Source organism: Streptomyces sp. NBC_01237, assembly GCF_035917275.1.
Taxonomy (GTDB): domain Bacteria; phylum Actinomycetota; class Actinomycetes; order Streptomycetales; family Streptomycetaceae; genus Streptomyces.
In genome coordinates, this window is the sequence record NZ_CP108508.1 from 7,792,167 (window position 1) to 7,811,579 (window position 19,413).

14 protein-coding genes are annotated in these 19,413 nt (G+C 70.3%); 9 read left to right on the forward strand and 5 right to left on the reverse strand.

The window, feature by feature from the left end:
* Positions 1–120: 120 nt before the first annotated feature.
* From OG251_RS34480 to OG251_RS34505, 6 genes are all read left to right on the forward strand, one after another.
* Positions 121–1,155 carry an ABC transporter permease gene (locus OG251_RS34480; protein ID WP_326680776.1) on the forward strand — a complete coding sequence of 345 codons (1,035 nt, stop codon included), beginning with the start codon at positions 121–123 and terminating at the stop codon, positions 1,153–1,155.
* A 100-nt stretch (positions 1,156–1,255) separates the two neighbouring features.
* On the forward strand, positions 1,256–2,116 hold the full coding sequence (locus OG251_RS34485; protein WP_073719926.1) for a carbohydrate ABC transporter permease: 861 nt from the start codon (positions 1,256–1,258) through the stop codon (positions 2,114–2,116).
* A gap of 45 nt (positions 2,117–2,161) precedes the next feature.
* Positions 2,162–3,835 carry an extracellular solute-binding protein gene (locus OG251_RS34490; protein WP_326680777.1) on the forward strand — a complete coding sequence of 558 codons (1,674 nt, stop codon included), beginning with the start codon at positions 2,162–2,164 and terminating at the stop codon, positions 3,833–3,835.
* The gene (locus OG251_RS34495; RefSeq protein ID WP_326680778.1) at positions 3,832–5,298 is read left to right on the forward strand and encodes a M1 family metallopeptidase; all 1,467 of its coding nucleotides are present in this window, start codon (positions 3,832–3,834) and stop codon (positions 5,296–5,298) included. Before OG251_RS34490 ends, OG251_RS34495 begins: the two co-directional genes overlap by 4 nt.
* Positions 5,295–7,508, forward strand: a complete 2,214-nt coding sequence (locus OG251_RS34500) for a right-handed parallel beta-helix repeat-containing protein (RefSeq protein WP_326680779.1) — start codon at positions 5,295–5,297, stop codon at positions 7,506–7,508. Before OG251_RS34495 ends, OG251_RS34500 begins: the two co-directional genes overlap by 4 nt.
* Before the next feature lie 41 nt (positions 7,509–7,549).
* Positions 7,550–8,740, forward strand: coding sequence for a Gfo/Idh/MocA family protein (locus OG251_RS34505; protein ID WP_326680780.1), 1,191 nt, complete (start codon positions 7,550–7,552; stop codon positions 8,738–8,740).
* Positions 8,741–8,954: 214 nt separating this feature from the next.
* On the opposite strand, the gene OG251_RS34510 is transcribed toward OG251_RS34505, so the two are convergent.
* Positions 8,955–9,977, reverse strand: coding sequence for a LacI family DNA-binding transcriptional regulator (locus OG251_RS34510; protein WP_326681521.1), 1,023 nt, complete (start codon positions 9,975–9,977; stop codon positions 8,955–8,957).
* Positions 9,978–10,219: 242 nt separating this feature from the next.
* Here OG251_RS34510 and OG251_RS34515 point away from each other — a divergent pair, with 242 nt between their 5' ends.
* From OG251_RS34515 to OG251_RS34525, 3 genes are read left to right on the forward strand one after another with little or no spacing between them, the layout of a single operon-like run.
* A complete protein-coding gene (locus OG251_RS34515; protein WP_326680781.1) occupies positions 10,220–11,083 on the forward strand; it encodes an ABC transporter permease in 864 nt (287 codons plus the stop codon).
* A 24-nt stretch (positions 11,084–11,107) separates the two neighbouring features.
* Positions 11,108–12,127 carry an ABC transporter substrate-binding protein gene (locus OG251_RS34520; protein WP_326680782.1) on the forward strand — a complete coding sequence of 340 codons (1,020 nt, stop codon included), beginning with the start codon at positions 11,108–11,110 and terminating at the stop codon, positions 12,125–12,127.
* Positions 12,128–12,129: 2 nt separating this feature from the next.
* Positions 12,130–12,951 carry an ABC transporter ATP-binding protein gene (locus OG251_RS34525; protein WP_326680784.1) on the forward strand — a complete coding sequence of 274 codons (822 nt, stop codon included), beginning with the start codon at positions 12,130–12,132 and terminating at the stop codon, positions 12,949–12,951.
* 97 nt (positions 12,952–13,048) lie between these two features.
* Here the strand turns inward: OG251_RS34525 and OG251_RS34530 are convergent, their stop codons facing one another.
* The 4 genes from OG251_RS34530 to OG251_RS34545 form a co-directional block, all read right to left on the reverse strand.
* A complete protein-coding gene (locus OG251_RS34530; protein WP_326680785.1) occupies positions 13,049–13,906 on the reverse strand; it encodes a sugar phosphate isomerase/epimerase family protein in 858 nt (285 codons plus the stop codon).
* 11 nt (positions 13,907–13,917) lie between these two features.
* The gene (locus OG251_RS34535) at positions 13,918–17,433 is read right to left on the reverse strand and encodes a ThuA domain-containing protein (RefSeq protein WP_442818398.1); all 3,516 of its coding nucleotides are present in this window, start codon (positions 17,431–17,433) and stop codon (positions 13,918–13,920) included.
* A 258-nt stretch (positions 17,434–17,691) separates the two neighbouring features.
* A complete protein-coding gene (locus OG251_RS34540; protein ID WP_326680787.1) occupies positions 17,692–18,591 on the reverse strand; it encodes a transketolase family protein in 900 nt (299 codons plus the stop codon).
* Between the two features lie 86 nt (positions 18,592–18,677).
* On the reverse strand, positions 18,678–19,379 hold the full coding sequence (locus OG251_RS34545) for a transketolase (RefSeq protein ID WP_326680788.1): 702 nt from the start codon (positions 19,377–19,379) through the stop codon (positions 18,678–18,680).
* Positions 19,380–19,413: the final 34 nt, after the last annotated feature.

The window sequence follows — 19,413 nt, forward strand, 5'->3', positions numbered from 1 at the left end:
TCTCGTGATGATCCCGTATCGCGGGCTTTCTCTCAGATCTCTTGACCTATGGGTTAACCGCTTACTAACTTGCGGCGGCAGAAGGCTCACCACGCGCCACCCAGCCGAACAGGACGCACCATGGCTGAAACAGCACCCCCGCTGCCGCGGCAGAAGCGGTCAAAACGGCGGAAGGGGGCCGAAGAACCCGCACCGTCGAACGCCTCGCCCGCCGGGCGGCCGGCCCCCGTACCGCACCGCCTGACGCTCCGGCAGCGCCTCAAGCGGGACCGGGTGATGCTTCTGCTGACGCTGCCCGGTCTGCTGTACTTCATCGTCTTCCACTACATCCCGCTGCTCGGGTACGTGGTGGCGTTCCAGGACTACCAGCCCTACCTCGGCTACATGCACAGCGTCTGGGTCGGCTTCGCCAACTTCACGGCGGCGTTCGGTGACGCGGCCTTCTGGTCCGCGACCTTCAACACCCTGGAGATCGCCCTCGTCCAGCTGGTGTTCTTCTTCCCCATCCCGATCGCCCTGGCGCTGCTGCTCAACAGCATCGTCAGCGAGCGGCTGCGGCGCTTCGTGCAGAGCGTCGTCTATCTGCCGCACTTCATCGGCTGGGTCATCATCGTCTCGATCTTCCAGCAGATCCTGGGCGGCGCCGGGCTCCTGCCCGACGTCCTGGGACAACTGGGTCTCCCGCGCTACGACATGATGAGCGACCCCGACGTCTTCCCCTGGCTGCTCACCCTCCAGGTGGCCTGGAAGGACGCAGGCTGGGGCACGATCATCATCCTGGCCGCCCTGCTGAACATCGACAAGCAGCAGTACGAGGCCGCCGCCATCGACGGCGCGGGACCCCGGCGACGGCTCTGGCACGTCACCCTGCCCGGTATCGCCCCGGTCCTGATCCTGCTGCTCATCCTCAACCTCGGGCAGATCCTCTCCGTCGGCTTCGAGCAGATCCTGCTCCAGCGCGACGCGGTCGGCCCGGACGCCGGTGAAGTCCTGGACACCTACGTCTACTACCACGGCATCAAGGACAACGACTGGGGCGTCGCCGCCGCCGTCGGACTCGTCAAGGCGGTCATCGGTACCGCACTCGTCCTGGGCGCCAACAAGTTCGCCCACCGCCTCGGCCACGAAGGGGTGTACCGCGGTGCTGACCGCTGAGAAGCCGCCCGCCAAGCCCGTCCCCACGGCACCGGCGAAGAAGACCCTCCGACCCACCCGTACCGCGCGCGGTGCGAAGTCCGACGGCCGGCCGCCATGGATGGAGCGGCCCACCCGGCTCGGCCAGTTCGCCAAGGGCCTCGCCATCGTCGTCGTGGTCGCCGCCGTCGCCTACCCGCTGCTCGGCGTCATCGGCACGAGCTTCGCCTCGCAGAGCGACATCATCCGCTCCACCGGGCTCGTCCTGTGGCCCGACCACCCCACCCTCGACGCCTACCGCACCATCTTCACCGGCGGCGTCGTCACCCGGGCGCTGTTCGTCAGCATCGGCATCACGCTCGTCGGCACCCTGGCCAGTCTGCTCGTCACGGTCGGCATGGCCTACGGGCTCTCCCGCCGGGACGTCACCGGCTCCCGCTTCATCCTGATGATCGCGCTGTTCACGATGCTCTTCAACGCGGGCATCATCCCCAACTTCCTCCTGATCAAGGGCCTGGGGCTGTACGACACCTACGCGGCGCTCGTCATGCCCACCCTGGTCAGCGCCTTCAACCTGGTCGTCCTGCGCTCCTTCTTCATGAACCTGCCGGAGGAGCTGTACGACGCCGCGAAGGTCGACGGCGCCGGAGACTTCCGCATCCTCGTGCGGATCGTCCTGCCGCTGTCCAAGGCCGTCCTCGCCGTGATCAGCCTCTTCTACGCCGTGACGTACTGGAACGCCTTCTTCAACGCGCTCCTGTATCTCAACGACTCCGACAAGTGGCCGCTGCCCATGGTGCTGCGGACCTATGTCCTCCAGGGCCAGAGCCTCAACAGCGCCTCGGCCGGTGAGGCCCTCGCCCCGCAGCAGGCCGTACAGATGGCCGTCCTCGTGATCGCCGTCGTGCCGATCCTGCTCGTCTACCCCTTCCTCCAGCGCTACTTCACCAAGGGCGTGCTCACCGGCGCCATCAAGGGCTGAACGCGACCTTCCCGGCCTTTTCCTCCCTTCACCCAAGGAGATTCCGTGTCGAGCTCCACCCCCATCAACCGCAGATCCCTGTTCCGTATGGGAGCGGGCCTGGGTCTCGGGCTTGCCGCCGCCCCACTGCTCGCCGCCTGCGGCGACGGCGGCACCGTCGCCAAGGCGGAGGCCAAGAGCGCCTCGCTGCTGCCCACCACGGCGATCCGCAACATCGGACTCAAGCCCGACCTGGCCGGTACCGCCGCCGGAGTGCCGCAGGGCTTCTTCGGCTACCCGGCCAAGCCGCTGCGCGCGACGAAGAACACCCCGCTCAAGGGGGCGGCACCGATCAGCGCGACCATGGAGACCTTCTCGCCGCCGCCGCCCGCGCGGGGCAAGAACGCCGCATGGCAGAGCATCGAGAAGCTCCTCGGCGGCGAGGTGAACATCACCGCCGTCCCCGCCGACGACTACGGCACCAAGTTCTCCACGATGGTGGCCAGCGACAGCCTGCCCGACCTCTTCATGTACCCCGAGGTCGGTGGCGTCGACAACAAGTCCGCCTTCCTCCAGGCCAAGTGCGCCGACCTGACCCCGTACCTGGCCGGGGACAAGATCAAGGACTACCCGAACCTCGCCGCGATCCCGAAGGGCGCCTGGCAGGCCGCCATCTTCGGCGGCAAGCTCTACGGTGTCCCGATCGCCCGCACCGGCACCGGCGGCGCCGGCTTCTACCGCCACGATCTCTTCGAGGAGATCGGCATCACGAACCTCGACCAGATCACCGGCCTGGACCGGTTCGTCGAGGCGTGCAAGGAACTGACCCGCCCCAAGAAGGACCAGTACGCGATCATCGCGGGCGCCAACAACGTCCTCGCGATGTCGGCGGGCGCGCCCTACGCCTGGCGGATGGACGCGAAGACCGGGAAGTTCACCACCGACCTGGAGACCCCCGAGTACCGCCTCGCCATCGAGACGGCCCGCTCGCTGTACAAGGCGGGCTGCTACTACCCGGGCACCCTCCAGATGTCCGGGGCGCAGAAGGCCCAGTACACGGACATGTTCAAGAACGGCAAGGGGGCGTACGTCTACGACGGCATGCCCACCTACCTGGCGCCCGGCGTCGGCTACATCGCCGCCATGAAGGCGATCGACAAGACGTACGACCCGCGGCCCTTCGTCCCGTTCGGCACCGGAGCCGTCGCCTGGATGGACAACGTCAAGCTGGAGAACACCCATCTGAAGAAGGCGTCCGGCGAGCGGGTCCGGCAGGTCCTCGCGCTGGCGGACTTCGCCGCCTCGCCCTTCGGCAGCCAGGAGTACACCCTCATCAACTACGGCGTCGAAGGAACCGACTTCACCCGCGACGCCAAGGGCAACCCGACGCTCACCAAGCAGGGCACCCAGGACGTCACCGTGCCGTGGAAGTTCATGGCCTCGGCCGTCCCCGCGATCTACAGCGCCGACTCCGAGCAGGGCGTCCGCCACGTCCACGAGGCCTTCACCAGGATGATCCCGATGATGGAGCAGGACCCGACGCTCCAGTACTCCTCGCCCACCTGGGACTCCAAGGGCTACGGCAGTCTCTACTCGTTCAAGCAGGACGCGCTCAAGGACATCGTCGCGGGCCGCAAGCCCATGTCCGCCTACGACCAGCTCGTCAAGGACTACCTGGCCAAGGGCGGCGAGCAGGCCCGCGGCGAGTTCGAAGAGGCGTTCCAGAAGGGGAAGAAGTGACGACGCGACGCTCCGCCCTCAGACTCGCGGGCACGGCGGTCGCCGCGGCCGTGGCCGTACCCGTCCTCGGTACGCCCGCCGCGGCACGCCCGCACCGCTTCGACCCGAAGCCCGGCGCGGACGGCGTCGGCGACCCGCTCTTCCCGACCCTCGGCAACGGCGGCTACCAGGTCCTCCACTACGACCTCACCTTCGACTTCACCCCGGTGACGTACGACTTCACCGCCGCCGTGAGGATGAACGCCCGCGCCACCCAGGACCTGTCCGCGTTCAACCTGGACACCGACGGCCACACCATCGAGGCCATCACCGTCCAGGGCCGGGCGGCCACCTGGGCGATCACGGCCGGCCGGAGCGGCCAGGAACTCACCGTCACCCCCGCCCGCCCCCTGCGCGACGGACAGGCGTTCACCGTCGAGGTCCGCTACCGGGGCAACGGCAAGGCACCCCGGCTCGGCCTCACCGGATGGAAGTTCGGCACCGACGGCGGATTCGCCTCCGCCGCCCAGTCCTCCCGCGCCGACACCTTCCTGCCCTGCAACGACACCCCGTCGGACAAGGCGACCTGGACCTTCCACATCAGCGCCCCCAAGGGCTTCGTCGCCACCGCCAACGGCGAACTGCTGCACCGGACCCCGCGCGCCGACGGCTCCACCGTCTGGCACTTCGCGCTCCGCGAGCGGATGGCGACCGAACTGATCGGCATCGCCGTCGTCAAGGGCACCTATCTGTACGGCACCGGCCACCGCGGCCTGCCGCTCCGGCACATCGTGCCCCAGGGCCTGGAGGACACGTACGCCCCGATCGTCGCCCGGACGGCCGACCATCTGGCCTGGTGCGAGGCGAAGTTCGGCCGCTACCCGTTCTCCGTCTACGGCGTCCACATCTACGACGGCTACACCGACGCCCTGGAGAACCAGACCCTCTCCCTCTTCTCCACCAACTGGTTCAAACCCCACCCCGACGGCCACCCCGGCTATGAGACCACCATGGTCCACGAGCTGGTCCACCAGTGGTGGGGCGACTCGGTCACCCCCGCCGACTGGCAGCAGGCATGGCTGAACGAGGGCCCCGCCGTCTACTACGCCGCCGTGTACGGCGAGGAGCGCGGCTGGTCCGTCCTCGCCGACAAGATGAAGGCCACCTACGGCAAGCTCGACGCGATCCGCGCCAAGGACGGCCCGCCCGGACTGCCCAAGGCGCTCGGCGGGACCAACATCTACGACGGCGGCGCCCTGGTCCTCTACGCCCTGCGCCGGCAGATCGGCGACCGGGACTTCGACCGGGTGATGCGGCTGTGGCCCGAGCGCTTCAAGGACCGCAACGTCTCCAGCGAGGACTTCATCCGGCACACCGTCAAGGTCACCGGCAGGAAGTCGCTCGACCCGTTCCTGCGCGACTGGCTCTTCGGAGCCGTCAACCCGCCCATGCCCGGCCACCCCGACTGGAAGGCCACCGCGTGAACCGCACCGCGCACATCCTGCGAGGAACCGCCGCAGCCGCCACCACCGCCTTCCTCGCGGCACTCCTCGCCGCCCCCACCGCCCAGGCCGCCCCCGGGGCCCACACCCTGTACGCGGCCCCCGACGGGCGCGGCACCTCCTGTACGGTCTCCCGCCCCTGCACCCTCGAAGGCGCCCGGGACCTCGCCCGCACCGAGAGCGGCCGGGACGTCCGGGTGCTCCTCAAGGGCGGTACGTACCGGCTCGCGGAGCCCCTGAAGCTCGGCGCCGACGACTCCGGGAAGAACGGCCGCACCGTCACCTGGGCCGCGGCCCCCGGCGCCCGCCCCGTACTGTCCGGCGGCCGGGACCTCACCGGATGGCAGCGCAACGCCGACCGCACCTGGACCGCGTCCGTACCGGCCGGAGTCACCCCGCGCCAGCTCTTCATCGACGGCGAACGGGCGGTCAGGGCACGGGGCGGGGCCTGCGCGGCCGCCGTCTGCGATGCCACCACGACCGGGATGACCGGCGCGAACGCCACCGGCATCGCCCAGTGGCAGCGCCCCACCGACGCCGAAGCCGTGGTCAGGGTCCGCTGGCGCAACTACCACTGCCGGATCGCGGGCGTCAGCGGCGACATCATGACCTTCGCCCAGCCCTGCTGGACCAACTCCGCGAGCGGCACCGACCGCACCGGTCCCGCCTGGGACTCCACCACCGTCGACTCCACCCGCTACAGCGGCGTCGCCTTCTTCGAGAACGCCCCCGAACTCCTCGACACACCGGGTGAGTTCACCTGGAACTCGCAGGACCGGACCGTCACCTACCTGCCGCGCAAGGGCGAGAACATGCGCCGCGCCCAGGCGGTCACCCCGCACACCGAGCAGCTCCTCGTCCTGGACGGCGCCCACGACATCGCCGTCAGCGGCATCGGATTCGCCTACGCGGCCTACCGTCAGCCCGGCACCGACGAGGGCTACGCGGGCATGCAGGCCGGTCTCACCCTGACCGGCGCGACGGGCCCCGTCGACCACGCGGGCCGCTACTACACCAAGCCCGCCGCCGCACTCACCGTGCGCGGCGGACAGCGCGTCAGCATCGACGGCGCGCGCTTCGACCACCTCGGCGGAGCGGGCGCGATCCTCGAAGCGGGCACCAAGGACAGCACCCTGACCCGGTCCGCCTTCACCGACCTGTCCTCCGGCGCGGTGTACGTCGGCGACACCGAGCCGCTGCCCGGCACGGCCCTCGCGGGGGAGCGGAACACCGTCTCGTACAACACGATCCACCGCTCCGGCGTCGAGTACACCGACTCGGTGGGCATCTGGGCCGGGTACGAGGCCGAGCTGACCGTCGACCACAACACCCTGCGACACCTGCCGTACTCCGGGATCTCCGTCGGCTGGGGCTGGAACCAGCCCGAGGCCCAGAAGTCCGTCCTGCGCGACAACAGGGTGACGGACAACCGCATCACCGACGTGATGGAAGTCGCCCAGGAACAGCACGACGGCGGCGCGATCTACACCCAGGGCGCCCAGCCCGGCACCGTCCTGTCCGGGAACTACATCAACCGTTCCGCCTTCGGCAACACCGAGCGCGACGGCAACGGCATCTACCTCGACGAGCAGTCCTCGCACATCCTCGTCGAGAAGAACGTCATCACCCGCATCGGCTACAAGTGGGTCTCCAACTGGGCGGACTACGGAATCCGGAACACCGCCCGCGGCAACTGGACCGACACCGCGGCCCCCGCCCTCGGCGGCACCGGCTCCGTCATGACGGACAACCTCACCGGGCTCGACCGGCTGCCGGCCGCCGCACTCGCCGTCGCCTCCCGGGCCGGTGCCCACGGCGGGCGCGTCGAGCAACTGCGCACCGACCTGGCCCGCAGCGGCACGGCGACCCAGTCCTCGACCGAGGGTGCGGCCACCGCCGCCCTCGCCCTGGACGCCGACACCAACACCGACACCCGCACGCTCGCCGAGGCGGGCGCCTGGTGGCAGGTCGACCTCGGCACGAAGCGGCGCGTCCGGCAGATCGAGATCTGGAACAACGCCTCCTCCACGACGGCGGACTTCGACGTCATCACGGACGACCGGACCATCCATGTCAGCGGGAAGTCCCTGCGCCCGACCGTCCTGGACCTGGACAGCGGCACCCGCACCGTGCGGATCATGGCCCGGGGTGCCGGACGCGTGGCCCTCTCCCAGGTCCTCGTCCACCCCTGACACCGACCACCACGCACCACGGAACAACGAAGGAAGTCCCCATGACCGACCTCCGCATCGGCGTGCTCGGCTACGGCCTGCGCGGCTCACTCGCCCGCACCGCCCACCGGCCGGGCTCCGGCTCCCGCGTCACCGCGCTGGCGGAACCGGACCCGCGCGCCCGTGCGGAGGCGGCCACGGCCTTCCCCGGCGCGACCCTGTCCAGTGACCACCGCGCGGTCATCGAGGCCCCGGACATCGACGCGGTCCTGGTCCTCACCCCCGACCACACCCACGCCGACCTGGCCTGCGAAGCGCTCCGGGCGGGCAAGCCGGTCTTCGTGGAGAAGCCCCTCGACATCAGCGTCGAGCGCTGCGACACGATCCTGCGCACGGCGTACGAGACCGGCACCCGGCTCTACATCGGCCACAACATGCGCCACATGCCCGTCGTCCGACTGATGCGCGACCTGATCCGGGACGGCGCCATCGGCGAGATCAAGACGGTCTGGATCCGGCACTTCGTCGGCTACGGCGGCGACTGGTACTTCAAGGACTGGCACGCCGAACGCCGGTACACGACCGGGCTGCTGCTCCAGAAGGCCGCCCACGACATCGACGTCCTGCACTGGCTCGCGGGCGGCTACGCGAAGGACGTCCAGGCCCTCGGCGACCTGATGGTCTACGGCGACAACCCGCACCGCCGCGAGCCGGGGGAGCCCAAGGCCGACGACTGGTACACCAAGGACGGCCGCTGGCCCCCGCACACCCAGCGGGCGCTCAACCCCGTCATCGACGTCGAGGACGTGTCCCTGCTCAACATGCGCCTCGACAACGGTGTGCTGGCCTCCTACCAGCAGTGCCATTTCACCCCCGACTACTGGCGCAACTACACCGTCATCGGCGACGCGGGCCGGCTGGAGAACTTCGGCGACGGCCCCGGCGGCTGTGTGAAGGTCTGGAACACCCGGCGCTCCGGCTACCGCCCGGACGCGGACGAGATCCACGAGATCCCGGCCGCCGAGGACAACGCCGGGCACGGCGGCGCCGATCCGCTGCTGGTGGACGAGTTCCTGCGGTTCGTCCGGGAGGGGGGTCGTACGGACACCTCACCGGTGGCGGCCCGGATGGCGGTCGCCGCGGGGGTGCACGCCACGGCCTCGCTGCGCGACGGCGGCACCCCGGCCCGGGTGCCCGCGCTGGACCCGGAACTGGCGGCGTACTTCGAACGGGGCCAGGTCCGCGAGGACTGACCACCGCCCCGGCGCCGGCCGGCGCGCACGTCCGCGTGTCTGTGTGGACGCCACGGCGCGGCAGGCGCTGAGGGCCGGCCGGCGCGCACCTCCGCGTGTGCGCCCGGCCCGGCCCCGTGCGCGTACGCCCACCTCGCCTGTACGGGGCCGTGGGCACCCGGCCCGCCACAGGGCGCGTCCTCCCCTCGGGCGCCGGGCCGCCCCGGCCGGCCCGTCATCCGCTCGGCGGCGCCCCCGTACTGCCCCGCAGCACCACGTCCCCCTCGATCCGCAGCACCCGGGACCGGCCGGTCCCCGTCGGTTCCCGGAGCGCCAGCGCGATCACGCTCTCGCCCATCGCGGTGAGCGGCAGCGCCACCGTGGTGAGCGGCGGGGTCAGCTCCCGTACGAGGGGAATGTCGTCGAACCCCGCGAGCGACACGTCCTCGGGCACCCGCAGTCCCGCCTCCCGCAGGGCGGCCAGCGCGCCCACGGCCATCACATCGGTCACCGCGAACACACAGGTCGGCAACGGCGCCCCGGCCGAAAGCAGTTGACGCGCCGCGGCATACCCGCCGTCGCGGGTGAAGGCACCCGCCACCACCCGGCCGAGCGGGATGCCCGACTCGGCGAGCCCTTCCCGGAACCCGCCGAGCCGGTCGGCGACCGTCGTCAGCCCGGGCGGCCCGGTGAGCACCGCGAAGGTCCGGTGCCCCAGCCCCACCAGCGTCCGGGCGAGGGCCGCCGCACCCGCCCGGTTCTCCGGCTGCACGGTGTCCACCCGCAGACTCCGGTGCCGGCTGACCACGGCCACCCGCCCGCCCGCGCCTACGTACGGCTCCAGTTCGGCGTCCATCGCGCGCTCCCAGGCCCGGTCCTGGAACCCGGAGCCGATCAGCAGGATGGCCCGCGCGCGCTGCGCCCGCAGCAGGGAGACGTAACGGATCTCCCGGGCCGGCTCCCGGAACGTGGAGGCCAGCATCACCAGCAGGTTCCGCTCCGCGGCCGCCCGCATCACCCCGCTGGCGATGGCCGCGAAGTAGGGGTCGCTGACGTCGTGGCAGATCACCCCCACCGTGCGGTTGCCGTCGGCACCGGCCAGGGCCTGGGCGTGCGCGTTCGGGGTGTAGCCGAGCAGGCCGGCCGCCGTGCGCACCCGCTGGCTCAGATCCTCGCGGACCCGGGCGGTGCCGTTGAGGACACGTGAGGCGGTGGCGAGCGAGACCCGGGCCTCGCGGGCCACGGCGTCGAGCGTCACATGGGCCGTTCCGCGGCGTCGCTGCTCCGGGCGGGCCGGTGCTTCCCGTTCACTCAACTCGACCCCCGGGGGTGCGGTGGTGGCAGGGCCCCGAAACTTCGGGACGACCTATTGACCGTGCGTACGGACAGTCATTAGCGTGGCGGCAACCCTACCAGAAAGCGCTTTCTGAAAGCGCCTTCTCCGGCACCGCAGGATCGCACAGCTCTCCACAACTGCCCCCGAAGTGCAGGGAGTTCACAGTGACCCAGAGCGCGTTGGCCAAAAGCCCCCCTGATGTGGCGGGAGTTGCCAGAAGGCCGGGACCGTCGGCGGGGGAGCGGCTCGGCCGGGCGGCCGAGCGGAGCTGGCGCCCCGTCGCCCTGCTGCTGGTCTGCTTCGCCGCCTGGTGGGTGATCTCGGCGGCCGAACTGGTCGAGCCGTATCTCGTACCGTCACCCGGCGCGACCCTCGATGTGCTGACCGGCAGGACGGACTATCTGTGGCAGCACAGCTGGGTCACCACGTACGAGACCCTGCTCGGTTTCGTGATCGCGGTCGTCGTCGGCGTGCTGGCGGCCGTCGTCATGGTGTACTCCGCGACCGTCGAGCGCACCCTCTATCCGATCCTGCTGTTCGCCCAGGTCGTACCCAAGATCGCCATCGCTCCGCTGTTCGTGGTCTGGCTGGGTTTCGGGATCACGCCGAAGATCCTCATCGCCGTCCTCATCGCCTTCTTCCCGGTGGTGATCTCGATGGTCACCGGCCTGAAGGCCGTCGATCCGGAGATGCTCCAGCTGTCGGCGACGATGGGCGCCAAGCCCTGGCAGACCTTCCTCAAGATCCGCTTCCCGGCCTCCCTCCCGCATCTCTTCTCGGGCCTCAAGGTCGCCGTCACGCTGGCCGTGACCGGTGCCGTCGTCGGCGAGTTCGTCGGCGCGAACGAGGGACTCGGCTATGTGATCCTCCAGGCCAACGGCAACCTCGACACCCCGATGCTCTTCGCGGGACTGCTCGTGATGTCCCTGATCGGCGTCGTCCTCTTCGTCGTCGTCGAGATCGCGGAGAAGCTCCTCCTGCCCTGGCACGCCAGCCGCCGGGACAGCTCAGCCACCACCTCGTACTGACCTCGTCGCGAGAAGGGCCAGCCCATGCATGCGCGCAGACTCCTGATCGGTGTCGTCCCCCTCGCCCTGGTGGCCACGGCCTGCGGTGGCAACGGCACATCGACCACCACCAGTGACTCCGGCCGGAAACTGGACAGGGTCACGCTGACGCTCAACTGGTATCCGTACGGCGAACACGCACCGTTCTACTACGGCGAGCAGCAGAAGATCTTCGAGAAGCACGGCATCGACCTGGACATCCGGGCGGGCCAGGGCTCGCAGAAGACCGTGCAGGCGACCGCCGCGGGCCAGACCGACTTCGGCTGGGCGGACACCCCCGCCCTGCTGGCGGGCGTGGACCAGGGAGTGAAGGTGAAGAGCCTCGGCGTCTTCCTCCAGACCACCCCCGCGTCGGTGCAGTCCTTCGACGCCAAGGGCATTCAGTCGCCCGCCGACCTGAAGGGGAGGACGATCGCCGGGACGGCCGGTGACGCGCTCTCCAAGACGTTCCCGATCTTCCTGAAGAAGAACAGCATCGGCGCGTCGGACGTCACGGTCCAGAACACCGACCCCGCGGGCAAGATCGCCGCCGTGATCTCGGGACGGACCGACGGGCTGCTGGGCTACGCCAGCGACCAGGGACCCACCATGCAGGACAAGGCCAAGAAGCCCGTCTCGTATCTGCGCTTCTCCGAGAACGGACTGAACTTCTACTCCAACGGTCTGCTCGCCGGACAGCGGATCCTCGCGTCCGAGCCCGATCTGGCCGGGCGCATGGTGCGGGCCGTCAGCGAGTCGTGGGCGGCGGCGGAGAAGGCACCCGGCCCGGCGGTCGCGGCGATGGACGGGGCCTCGGAACAACTGCCGCCGAAGACGGTCCTGGCGGACCAGTTCCGCACCACCCTCACCCTGCTCCACACGGAGGCGACGAAGGACAAGGCCCCCGGGGTCAACACCGAGGCGGACTGGCAGCAGACCATCGACGTGTTCGCCGAGGCGGGCATGGTCACCGAGCCCGGGGCGGTGTCGGAGTACTGGGACCAGAAGACGGCGCTGAAGGGATGACGATGCCGGACACGAACGCGACGCACTCGGCCGTGACCGACGTACTGTCGCCCGCCGCCGCGGTCTCCCTGACCGGCGTGGCGGTCCGTTTCCGCAGCAGGAAACGTGACGTCACGGCCCTGAGCGAGGTCTCGCTCGATGTGCGCCCCGGCGAGTTCGTCGCCATCGTCGGGCCCTCGGGATGCGGCAAGTCGACCCTGCTCAAGCTGGTCGCGGGACTGCTCAAGGCGTCCTCGGGGGAGGTACGGCTCGGTGCGGAGCGGGTCGAGGGGCCACGGCACGACATCGGTTATGTGTTCCAGCGCGCCGCCCTGCTGGAATGGAGATCGGCGCTGCGCAACATCCTGCTCCAGGCGGAGATCCGCAGAATGCCCGCGGCGCGGGCACGCGGGCGGGCCGACGAACTGATCCGGATGACGGGTCTGACGGGCTTCGAGGACGCCTATCCGCACGAGCTGTCGGGAGGGATGCAGCAACGGGTCGCCCTGTGCCGCGCGTTGCTGCACGAACCGCCGGTCCTGCTGATGGACGAGCCGTTCGGGGCGCTGGACGCCCTCACCCGGGAGCAGATGAACACCGAGCTCCACCGCATCTGGCGGGACACCGGCACCACGGTGCTGCTGGTCACCCACTCGATCTCGGAGGCCGTCTACCTGGCGGACCGCGTGGTGGTGATGAGCCCACGGCCGGGCACGATCCAGGAGATCATCGAGGTCGGGCTGCCCGCGGAGCGGGACTACGGCCGGACGCTGGGCCGCCCGGAGTTCCGCGAGGCCGCCGGGCACATCCGCGACCTCCTGGGCGCGGTCTCGGCCCACGACTGAGACACCGGGTACGGTCCGGCGCCGGGTGTCGCGAGGGACACGGTGGTCCGGCCCCGGGCGCCGCGAGACACCCGGGGCCGGACCGTGCTTCGTCCGCTCAGTACCGCAGCCGCGCCAGATACCGGTAACTGGCCAGCGCCGACGCGAACGGATCGGCCGGTGAGTCGTGCTCCACCAGCCACTGCCTCACCCCGCCCTGCCGTGCCGTGTCGAACATGGCGGGAAAGTCCAGCACTCCCGATCCGACATCGGCGAAGTCCCCGTTCGGCGCCATGTCCTTCACATGCAGCGCGGGGAAGCGCCGCGGATGGCGTACGAAGAGTTCGCCCGGGGCGGAGGCGCCGCCGTTGGCCGCCCAGTACAGATCCAGCTCGAAGCCGACCAGCTCGGGATCGGTCTCGGTGAGCAGGATGTCGTACAGGCTCACCCCGTCCACCACCTCGTGGTCGCTGCCGTGGTTGTGGTACAGCAGCTTCAGCCCGGACTCACGGGCGGCCAGCCCCGCCCTGTTGAACTCCTTCGCCACCTCCCGGTATCCCGCCGGAGAGTGCAGCGTGCCCGGCAGGCTGGGCACGACGATCCACTTCCCGCCGAGTGTGTGGATGTCCTCCAGCGCCTGCGGCAGCCCGGCCCCCCGCACGATGTCGTAGCCGACGTGTTCGAGCACGGCCCTGAGGCGGGTCCCGTCGAGCATGCGGCGGATGGCGGACGCGCTGTTGCCGTGCCGGCCGCTCACCCCGACCGTGGCGTAACCGATCTCCGCCAGCCGCTCCAGCGTGCCCCTGAAGTCCGTCGCCAGCGCCGTGCGCATGGTGTAGAGGTGCATGCCGATCCCGGACCGGGGGATGCGCCGGTGGTGTCCCGCTCCGACGGCGGCTGCCGGGAGGGTGCCGGGGACGGTGGCCGCGGCGACTCCCAGGGCGGTACCGAGGAACGCTCTGCGTGTGCTGTTCATGGCTTCTCCTCTCACCTCACGTCGATGCGAACGGAACCGGTGCTCGTATCCCCCTTGTCGTCGGTGACGGTCAGACGCGCGGTGTAGGCGCCCTTGCGGCCATAGGTGTGCTTCGCGCTCGCCCCCTCGGCCCCAGCAGGTGCGGCGTTGTCGCCGAAGTCCCAGTGGTACGAGGCGATTTCGCGCCCCGCCACCGGCACGACCGCACTGCTCAGCGCCACGGTCAGGGGTGCGGTGCCCGTTGCCGGGGCAGCCTTCACCGTGACGTTCGTGCCGGGCCTCTTCTCGACGCCCGGACCGTTGAAGTGCAGCCAGTCGACCGCGAACAGGTCGGCCTTCTCGCTGCTCCACTCCGGATTCGTGAACACCGCGTAGAGCTTGGTGGTGCCACCCGGGTCCTTCAGCGCCGTCGTGGGCGAGACGACGCTGCCCCAGCCGCCGGTGTTCGGGACGTTCACCGTGCCGAGCAGCCGGCCGGCCGGGGAGCCCGCCCGGAATTCGACGCTGCCACCGATGCCGCCGGAGGCCGCGCCGACCGTCACCGAGCCGATGCCCTTGAGGCTGACCGGATCGAGGGCGATCCAGTCCCCGTCCTCGATCTCGGTCAGCCGCTTTCCGCCGGAGGCGTCCGCCCGGCTGCCGACCACGACACCGTCGTGGGTGCCACCGGTCGCCGTGAAGTGCTCGGCCTCCCGGAACGTGGTGCGCAGCGTCAGCGAGGTGGAGCCGGTGAGCGCGGGGGCGCCCGGGGCGCCCTTGTCCTCGTACTGGGCGGTGATCCCGTAGTAGAGGTTCTGGCCCGGACCGTGGCTGTCCCCGGCATCCGTGACGATCTCGCCCGTGCAGCCGGTGTAGTTGTCGAGCGGATGCAGATGGGTGTCATGGCCGAGCTGGGACTGCACCACCACGCGCGAGCAGTCGATCGGACCGCTGCGCCCGTCCTCCTTGTCCTTCACCTTCACGGTGAACGGGACGGTGTCGCCGAAGCTGAACATCCCGCCTTTCGGGGGGTGCTGGATCGTCACCTCGGGCCGCGTGTTGCCGACGGTGATGTCCCGCACCGCCAGCCCCGTCAGCCCGCCGGGGCCGGTGACCGTCAGGCGCGCCGTGAACAGCCCCTTGGCCCGGTAGGTGTACGAGGGGTTCGCCTCCGTCGAGTCGGTGCTGCCGTTTCCGTCGAAGTCCCAGGCGTAGGAGACCGGCCGATCGTCCGGGAGGCCGGAACCCGCGCTGGAGAAGGCGACGGTGAGCGGTGCCGGGCCGTTGTCCCGGTCGGTGGAGACCTTGGCGTCGGGCAGCCGGCCGTCACCGACGTAGTCGATCCGGTAGATGCCCGCCCCCTCGTTGCTGCCGCCGCGTCCGGTGCCGCTGCCGAGCCCGAAGTCGATGACGTACAGCGCCCCGTCGGGACCGAAGTCCGCGTCGAAGGGCTGGTTCCACGCCATGTCCTCGAAGATGCCGTTGACCGACTGGAGATCACCGGCCCTGGCGGGTGCGAACCGGGGATCGGTGAACGTCTGGTCCTTCTGCTGGAACGAGAACGTCTTGAACCAGCGCCGTGTCAGTTCGTAGTTCAGCCACTTCCCCTCGAAGTACTCGGGGAACTTGGTGCGGTACGTGTTCGCCGGGTCGTAGTCGTAGACCGGACCGCTCATCGGGCCGCCGCCTCCGGTGCCCAGCTCCGGGAACTCGGGGGACGCGGAGTAGGCGTACCAGACCGTGGCCGGCTGGGCGGGCGGGAGTTCCCGCAGCCCCGTGTTGTTCGGCGAGTCGTTGACGAGCGCCGCGCAGTCGAACTTCGCGCCCGACTTCTTCGTCGTGAAGTCGTAGTCGTTGAAGGGGGTGTTGTCGCCCACGCAGTACGGCCAGCCGAAGTTGCCCGCCTCGGTGATACGGGTGTACTCGACGGTTCCCTCGGGTCCCCGGTCCGCCACCGCCGACCGGGCGTCCGGCCCGTAGTCCGCGACCATCAGCGCACCGCTCACCGGGTCCGTGGTGATCCGGAACGGATTGCGCATCCCCATCGCGTAGATCTCGGGCCGCGTCTTCCGCGTACCGGGCGCGAAGAGGTTGTCCTCGGGCACGGTGTAGGTGCCGTCGTCCTGCGGAGTGATCCGCAGGACCTTGCCGCGCAGGTCGTTCGTGTTGCCCGAGGTGCCCTGCGCGTCCCAGGCTCGCCGCCCCTCACCCTCGTCGATCGGGGTGAAGCCGTCCGAGGCGAAGGGATCGGTGTTGTCGCCCGTCGCCGCGTACAGGTTGCCGCTCTTGTCGAAGGCGAGCGAACCGGCCATATGGGAATTGGCCCGGCCCTCGCCCCGCAGGGTCGGGATCGTCAGCAGCCTCTTCTCCGACGCCGTGTCGACGGTGTTGCCGTTGACCGTGAACCGGGACAGGTTCAGCCGCTTCTCGCTCTTGTCGGAGTGCAGCAGATAGAGCCAGTTGTTCCGCGCGAAGTCCGGATCGAGGGCCAGACCGAGCAGCCCGTCGGACTGGCTGGTCATCTCCGGGGTGTACGCGAGGTCCAGCGCCGTGGACACCTTCATGGTCTGCTGGTCGATGACCTTCAGCTTCCCGGTGCGCTGGGCGAAGAACACCCGCCGGTCGGGAGCGACGGCCAGTTCGAACGGGTCGGCGAGATCTTCGGTGGCCAGCGCGGTGCGCTGGAACGAACCGGTCCGGGTGGCGGTGCAGTCACCCTGCTCGGCGCCCGCCGCCCACTGGATGCCGCCCAGCAGGTGCTTGACGAAGCCCTCCTCCTGGAACGCGGACGCGGCGTGCCCGCCCGCGGTGAACCAGGAACGGCCGCCGTCGTAGTTCTGGCACCAGGACCACGGATGGTCCACGCCCTCGTCCAGGCCGGTGATGCCGTCACGCACCTTGATCTGCGCGAGGGTGTGCACCTTGGAGGTCGGATTGGAGCGCCAGTTGTACCACTCCTCCGTACGCTCCCAGAGTTCGGGCAGATCCTTGGTGGAGGGGTGCGCGTGGTCCAGCACCTTCACCCTGCCGGTCTGCACGGCCGGGTGCTGGTCGAATATCGCGCCGACCAGCCCCTCGTACCAGTCCCAGTCCCGCTCGCTGGCGGACGCGGCATGCAGCCCCACCCAGCCGCCGCCCGCGCGGATGTACTTCTGCAGGGCGGCCCGTTCCGCGGCAGTCAGCAGATCGCCCTTCTCCGGTGTGGAGTTGGTGTTGTTGAAGACGACTGCCTGGAAGCGGGACAGATCGGTGTCGTTGAAGACAGCGGAATCGTCTGTCGCCTCCACCTCGAAGCCGTTCTCGGCGCCGAGCTTCTTGACCGCCGCGATTCCGGCGGGGATCGAGTCATGGGTGAAGTTGGTGACCTCGGAGTAGACGAGGACACGAAAAGGCGCTGCCTGCGCTCCGGGTGGTGTGGCCACCAGCAGAGCGACAATCAGCGCCAGGAGCGAGGTGAGAGCGATGAGCGGCGAGGGGAGGCCGCGTGGAACGCGATCACGCAAAGGCTGTCTGCCCGACGGGGCATGGCGTAACGGACGATGACTCATGGGCGCTCCCTGTGCGGTAGATGCCGGCTGCGGGGGTGTAGAAAGCGCTTTCTGGAGTACGCCGTTCAGCGTAGGTTCACCTCTTCCGCGGGGTCAATGGGTCTGCGGGGCTCGCTGTGACCGCGCGGTGACGGGCGCGGTCTGCGGAGGCTCGCTGGGACCGCGGGTGACGGGCGGGCGCCGCCCGGCGCGGAGGCCGGGCGGCGGATCGTGCCGGCCGGCCGAGGGGCCGGCCCGCCGGGTTTTGCGGGCCGGGGCTCAGGCCCGCAGGAATCCCGTGATCCGCTCGCGCAGCCCCCGGGGGTCCAGCCCGTGCGCCGTCATGTGCTCGTCCAACTGCCCGTACCGGCGCAGCTCCGCCCGGCCCACCCCCAGGCCGAGCACCCGGTGGGGCTGCTCCGCGAGCGCGTCGTTGGCCGCCGCCGTCGAGGTGCCCGCCAGATACGGCTCCACGATCACCACATCGGCGCCGGTGCCCGCGCCGACGGCACGCCGCAGCCCGGCCGCGTCGAAGGGGCGCACCGTCGTCGCGTACAGCACCGTCACATCCAGGTCCGCGACCGCCGCGAGGACGTTGTCCAGCATCGGCCCGACCGCGATCACCGTGCCGCCGCGTCCTTCGCGCGCCACGGTGAAGCCGGGCCCGCCAACGGGCCGCCCCTCCCGGTTCGACTGGAGCGAGAGCCGCACGTACACCCGGCCGTCACCCACGACCGCCTGCCGCAGCAGCGCCTCGGCCTCGTCGGGGTGGCCCGGCACCAGCACGGTCCAGTCGTCGAGCGTGTCCAGGAGCGCCACATCACCCGGGGACATATGGGTGAAACCTCCGGCCGGCCAGTCGTAGGAGGCTCCGGCGCTGACCAGGACCGCACCCACGCCCTGATGCCCGAGGTCCAGCTTGACCTGCTCGAACGGCCTCTCCACCAGGAAGCTCGCGAAGGTGTGGATGAGGGGCCGCATCCCGGTCAGCGCCATCCCGGCGCCCGCTCCGATCAGCAGCTGCTCCCGGATGCCCACGTTGATCACCCGGTCCGGATGGGCCCGCTGGGCGGCGTCGAAGCCGTCGCGGCTGATCTCGGCCAGTACGACGGCCAGCCGCGGGTCCTCGTCCAGGAGCTGTGAGGTGGTGGCGATGAAGCGGTCACGCATGGTGTCCATGGGGATGTTCCTCCGTTGTCGCTGGTCTTCGCGCCGGTCCGGGCGCAGCCGGACCGACGGCTCGTGCACGCGTCGCTCGTGGGATGTCAGGGCTTGGGTTCCACGCGGGCGACCACGGCCAGGGGCCGCCCCGGGTGCGGCGTGGTGAACGCCTCGTACAGCGCCTCGTGATCCCGCCCGTCCACGGTCACCGCCGACCATCCGGCGGCCTCGAACCGGGCGGTGATGCCACCGGGCAGCGCGTGGGTCGCGGAGGCGTTGTCGATCACCAGGGTGTGCAGCTGCTCCAGCCCGGCGGGACCGGCGTAGGCGATCGCCTCGTGGTTGCTGCCCTCGTCCAGCTCCGCGTCCCCGACCAGCACCCACACCCGCGGATCGGTGAGCCCCTGGGCCCGCAGCCCCAGCACGCTCCCCACGGCCAGCGGAAGCCCGTGGCCCAGCGACCCGCTGCCGATCTCCGCGCCCGGCACCAGCAGCCGGTCCGGGTGGTGCCCCAGCGGCGAGTCGTAGGACCCGAAGCCGGGCAGCAGTTCCTCGCCGAAGAATCCGCGCGCCGCGAGAACGGCGTAGTACGCCATCGGCCCGTGCCCCTTGGAGAGCAGGAAGCGGTCCCGCCCCGGGGCGTCGACGGTGTCGGGCGCGACCCGCAGCACCCGGTCGTACAGCACCCACAGGGCATCGAGCGTGGAATGGGCGGCGGGGCCGTGCTTCTCGTCGCCCGTCATCAGGCTGATCAGACGGTTCAGGTCGCGGTATCCGCGGACCGGTGCGGCAGTCGTGTGCGTCATACCCCTCAGTGTTCAACCTCGACCAAGGTTGAGG

Bases quoted from the DNA above. Each gene is read 5' to 3' on its own strand.
- OG251_RS34480 (WP_326680776.1), top strand. From the start codon at position 121: ATGGCTGAAACAGCACCCCCGCTGCCGCGGCAGAAGCGGTCAAAACGG.
- OG251_RS34530 (WP_326680785.1), bottom strand. From the start codon at position 13,906: ATGAACAGCACACGCAGAGCGTTCCTCGGTACCGCCCTGGGAGTCGCC.
- OG251_RS34545 (WP_326680788.1), bottom strand. From the start codon at position 19,379: ATGACGCACACGACTGCCGCACCGGTCCGCGGATACCGCGACCTGAAC.
- OG251_RS34505 (WP_326680780.1), top strand. From the start codon at position 7,550: ATGACCGACCTCCGCATCGGCGTGCTCGGCTACGGCCTGCGCGGCTCA.
- OG251_RS34525 (WP_326680784.1), top strand. From the start codon at position 12,130: ATGCCGGACACGAACGCGACGCACTCGGCCGTGACCGACGTACTGTCG.
- OG251_RS34520 (WP_326680782.1), top strand. From the start codon at position 11,108: ATGCATGCGCGCAGACTCCTGATCGGTGTCGTCCCCCTCGCCCTGGTG.
- OG251_RS34540 (WP_326680787.1), bottom strand. From the start codon at position 18,591: ATGGACACCATGCGTGACCGCTTCATCGCCACCACCTCACAGCTCCTG.
- OG251_RS34485 (WP_073719926.1), top strand. From the start codon at position 1,256: ATGGAGCGGCCCACCCGGCTCGGCCAGTTCGCCAAGGGCCTCGCCATC.
- OG251_RS34535 (WP_442818398.1), bottom strand. From the start codon at position 17,433: ATGAGTCATCGTCCGTTACGCCATGCCCCGTCGGGCAGACAGCCTTTG.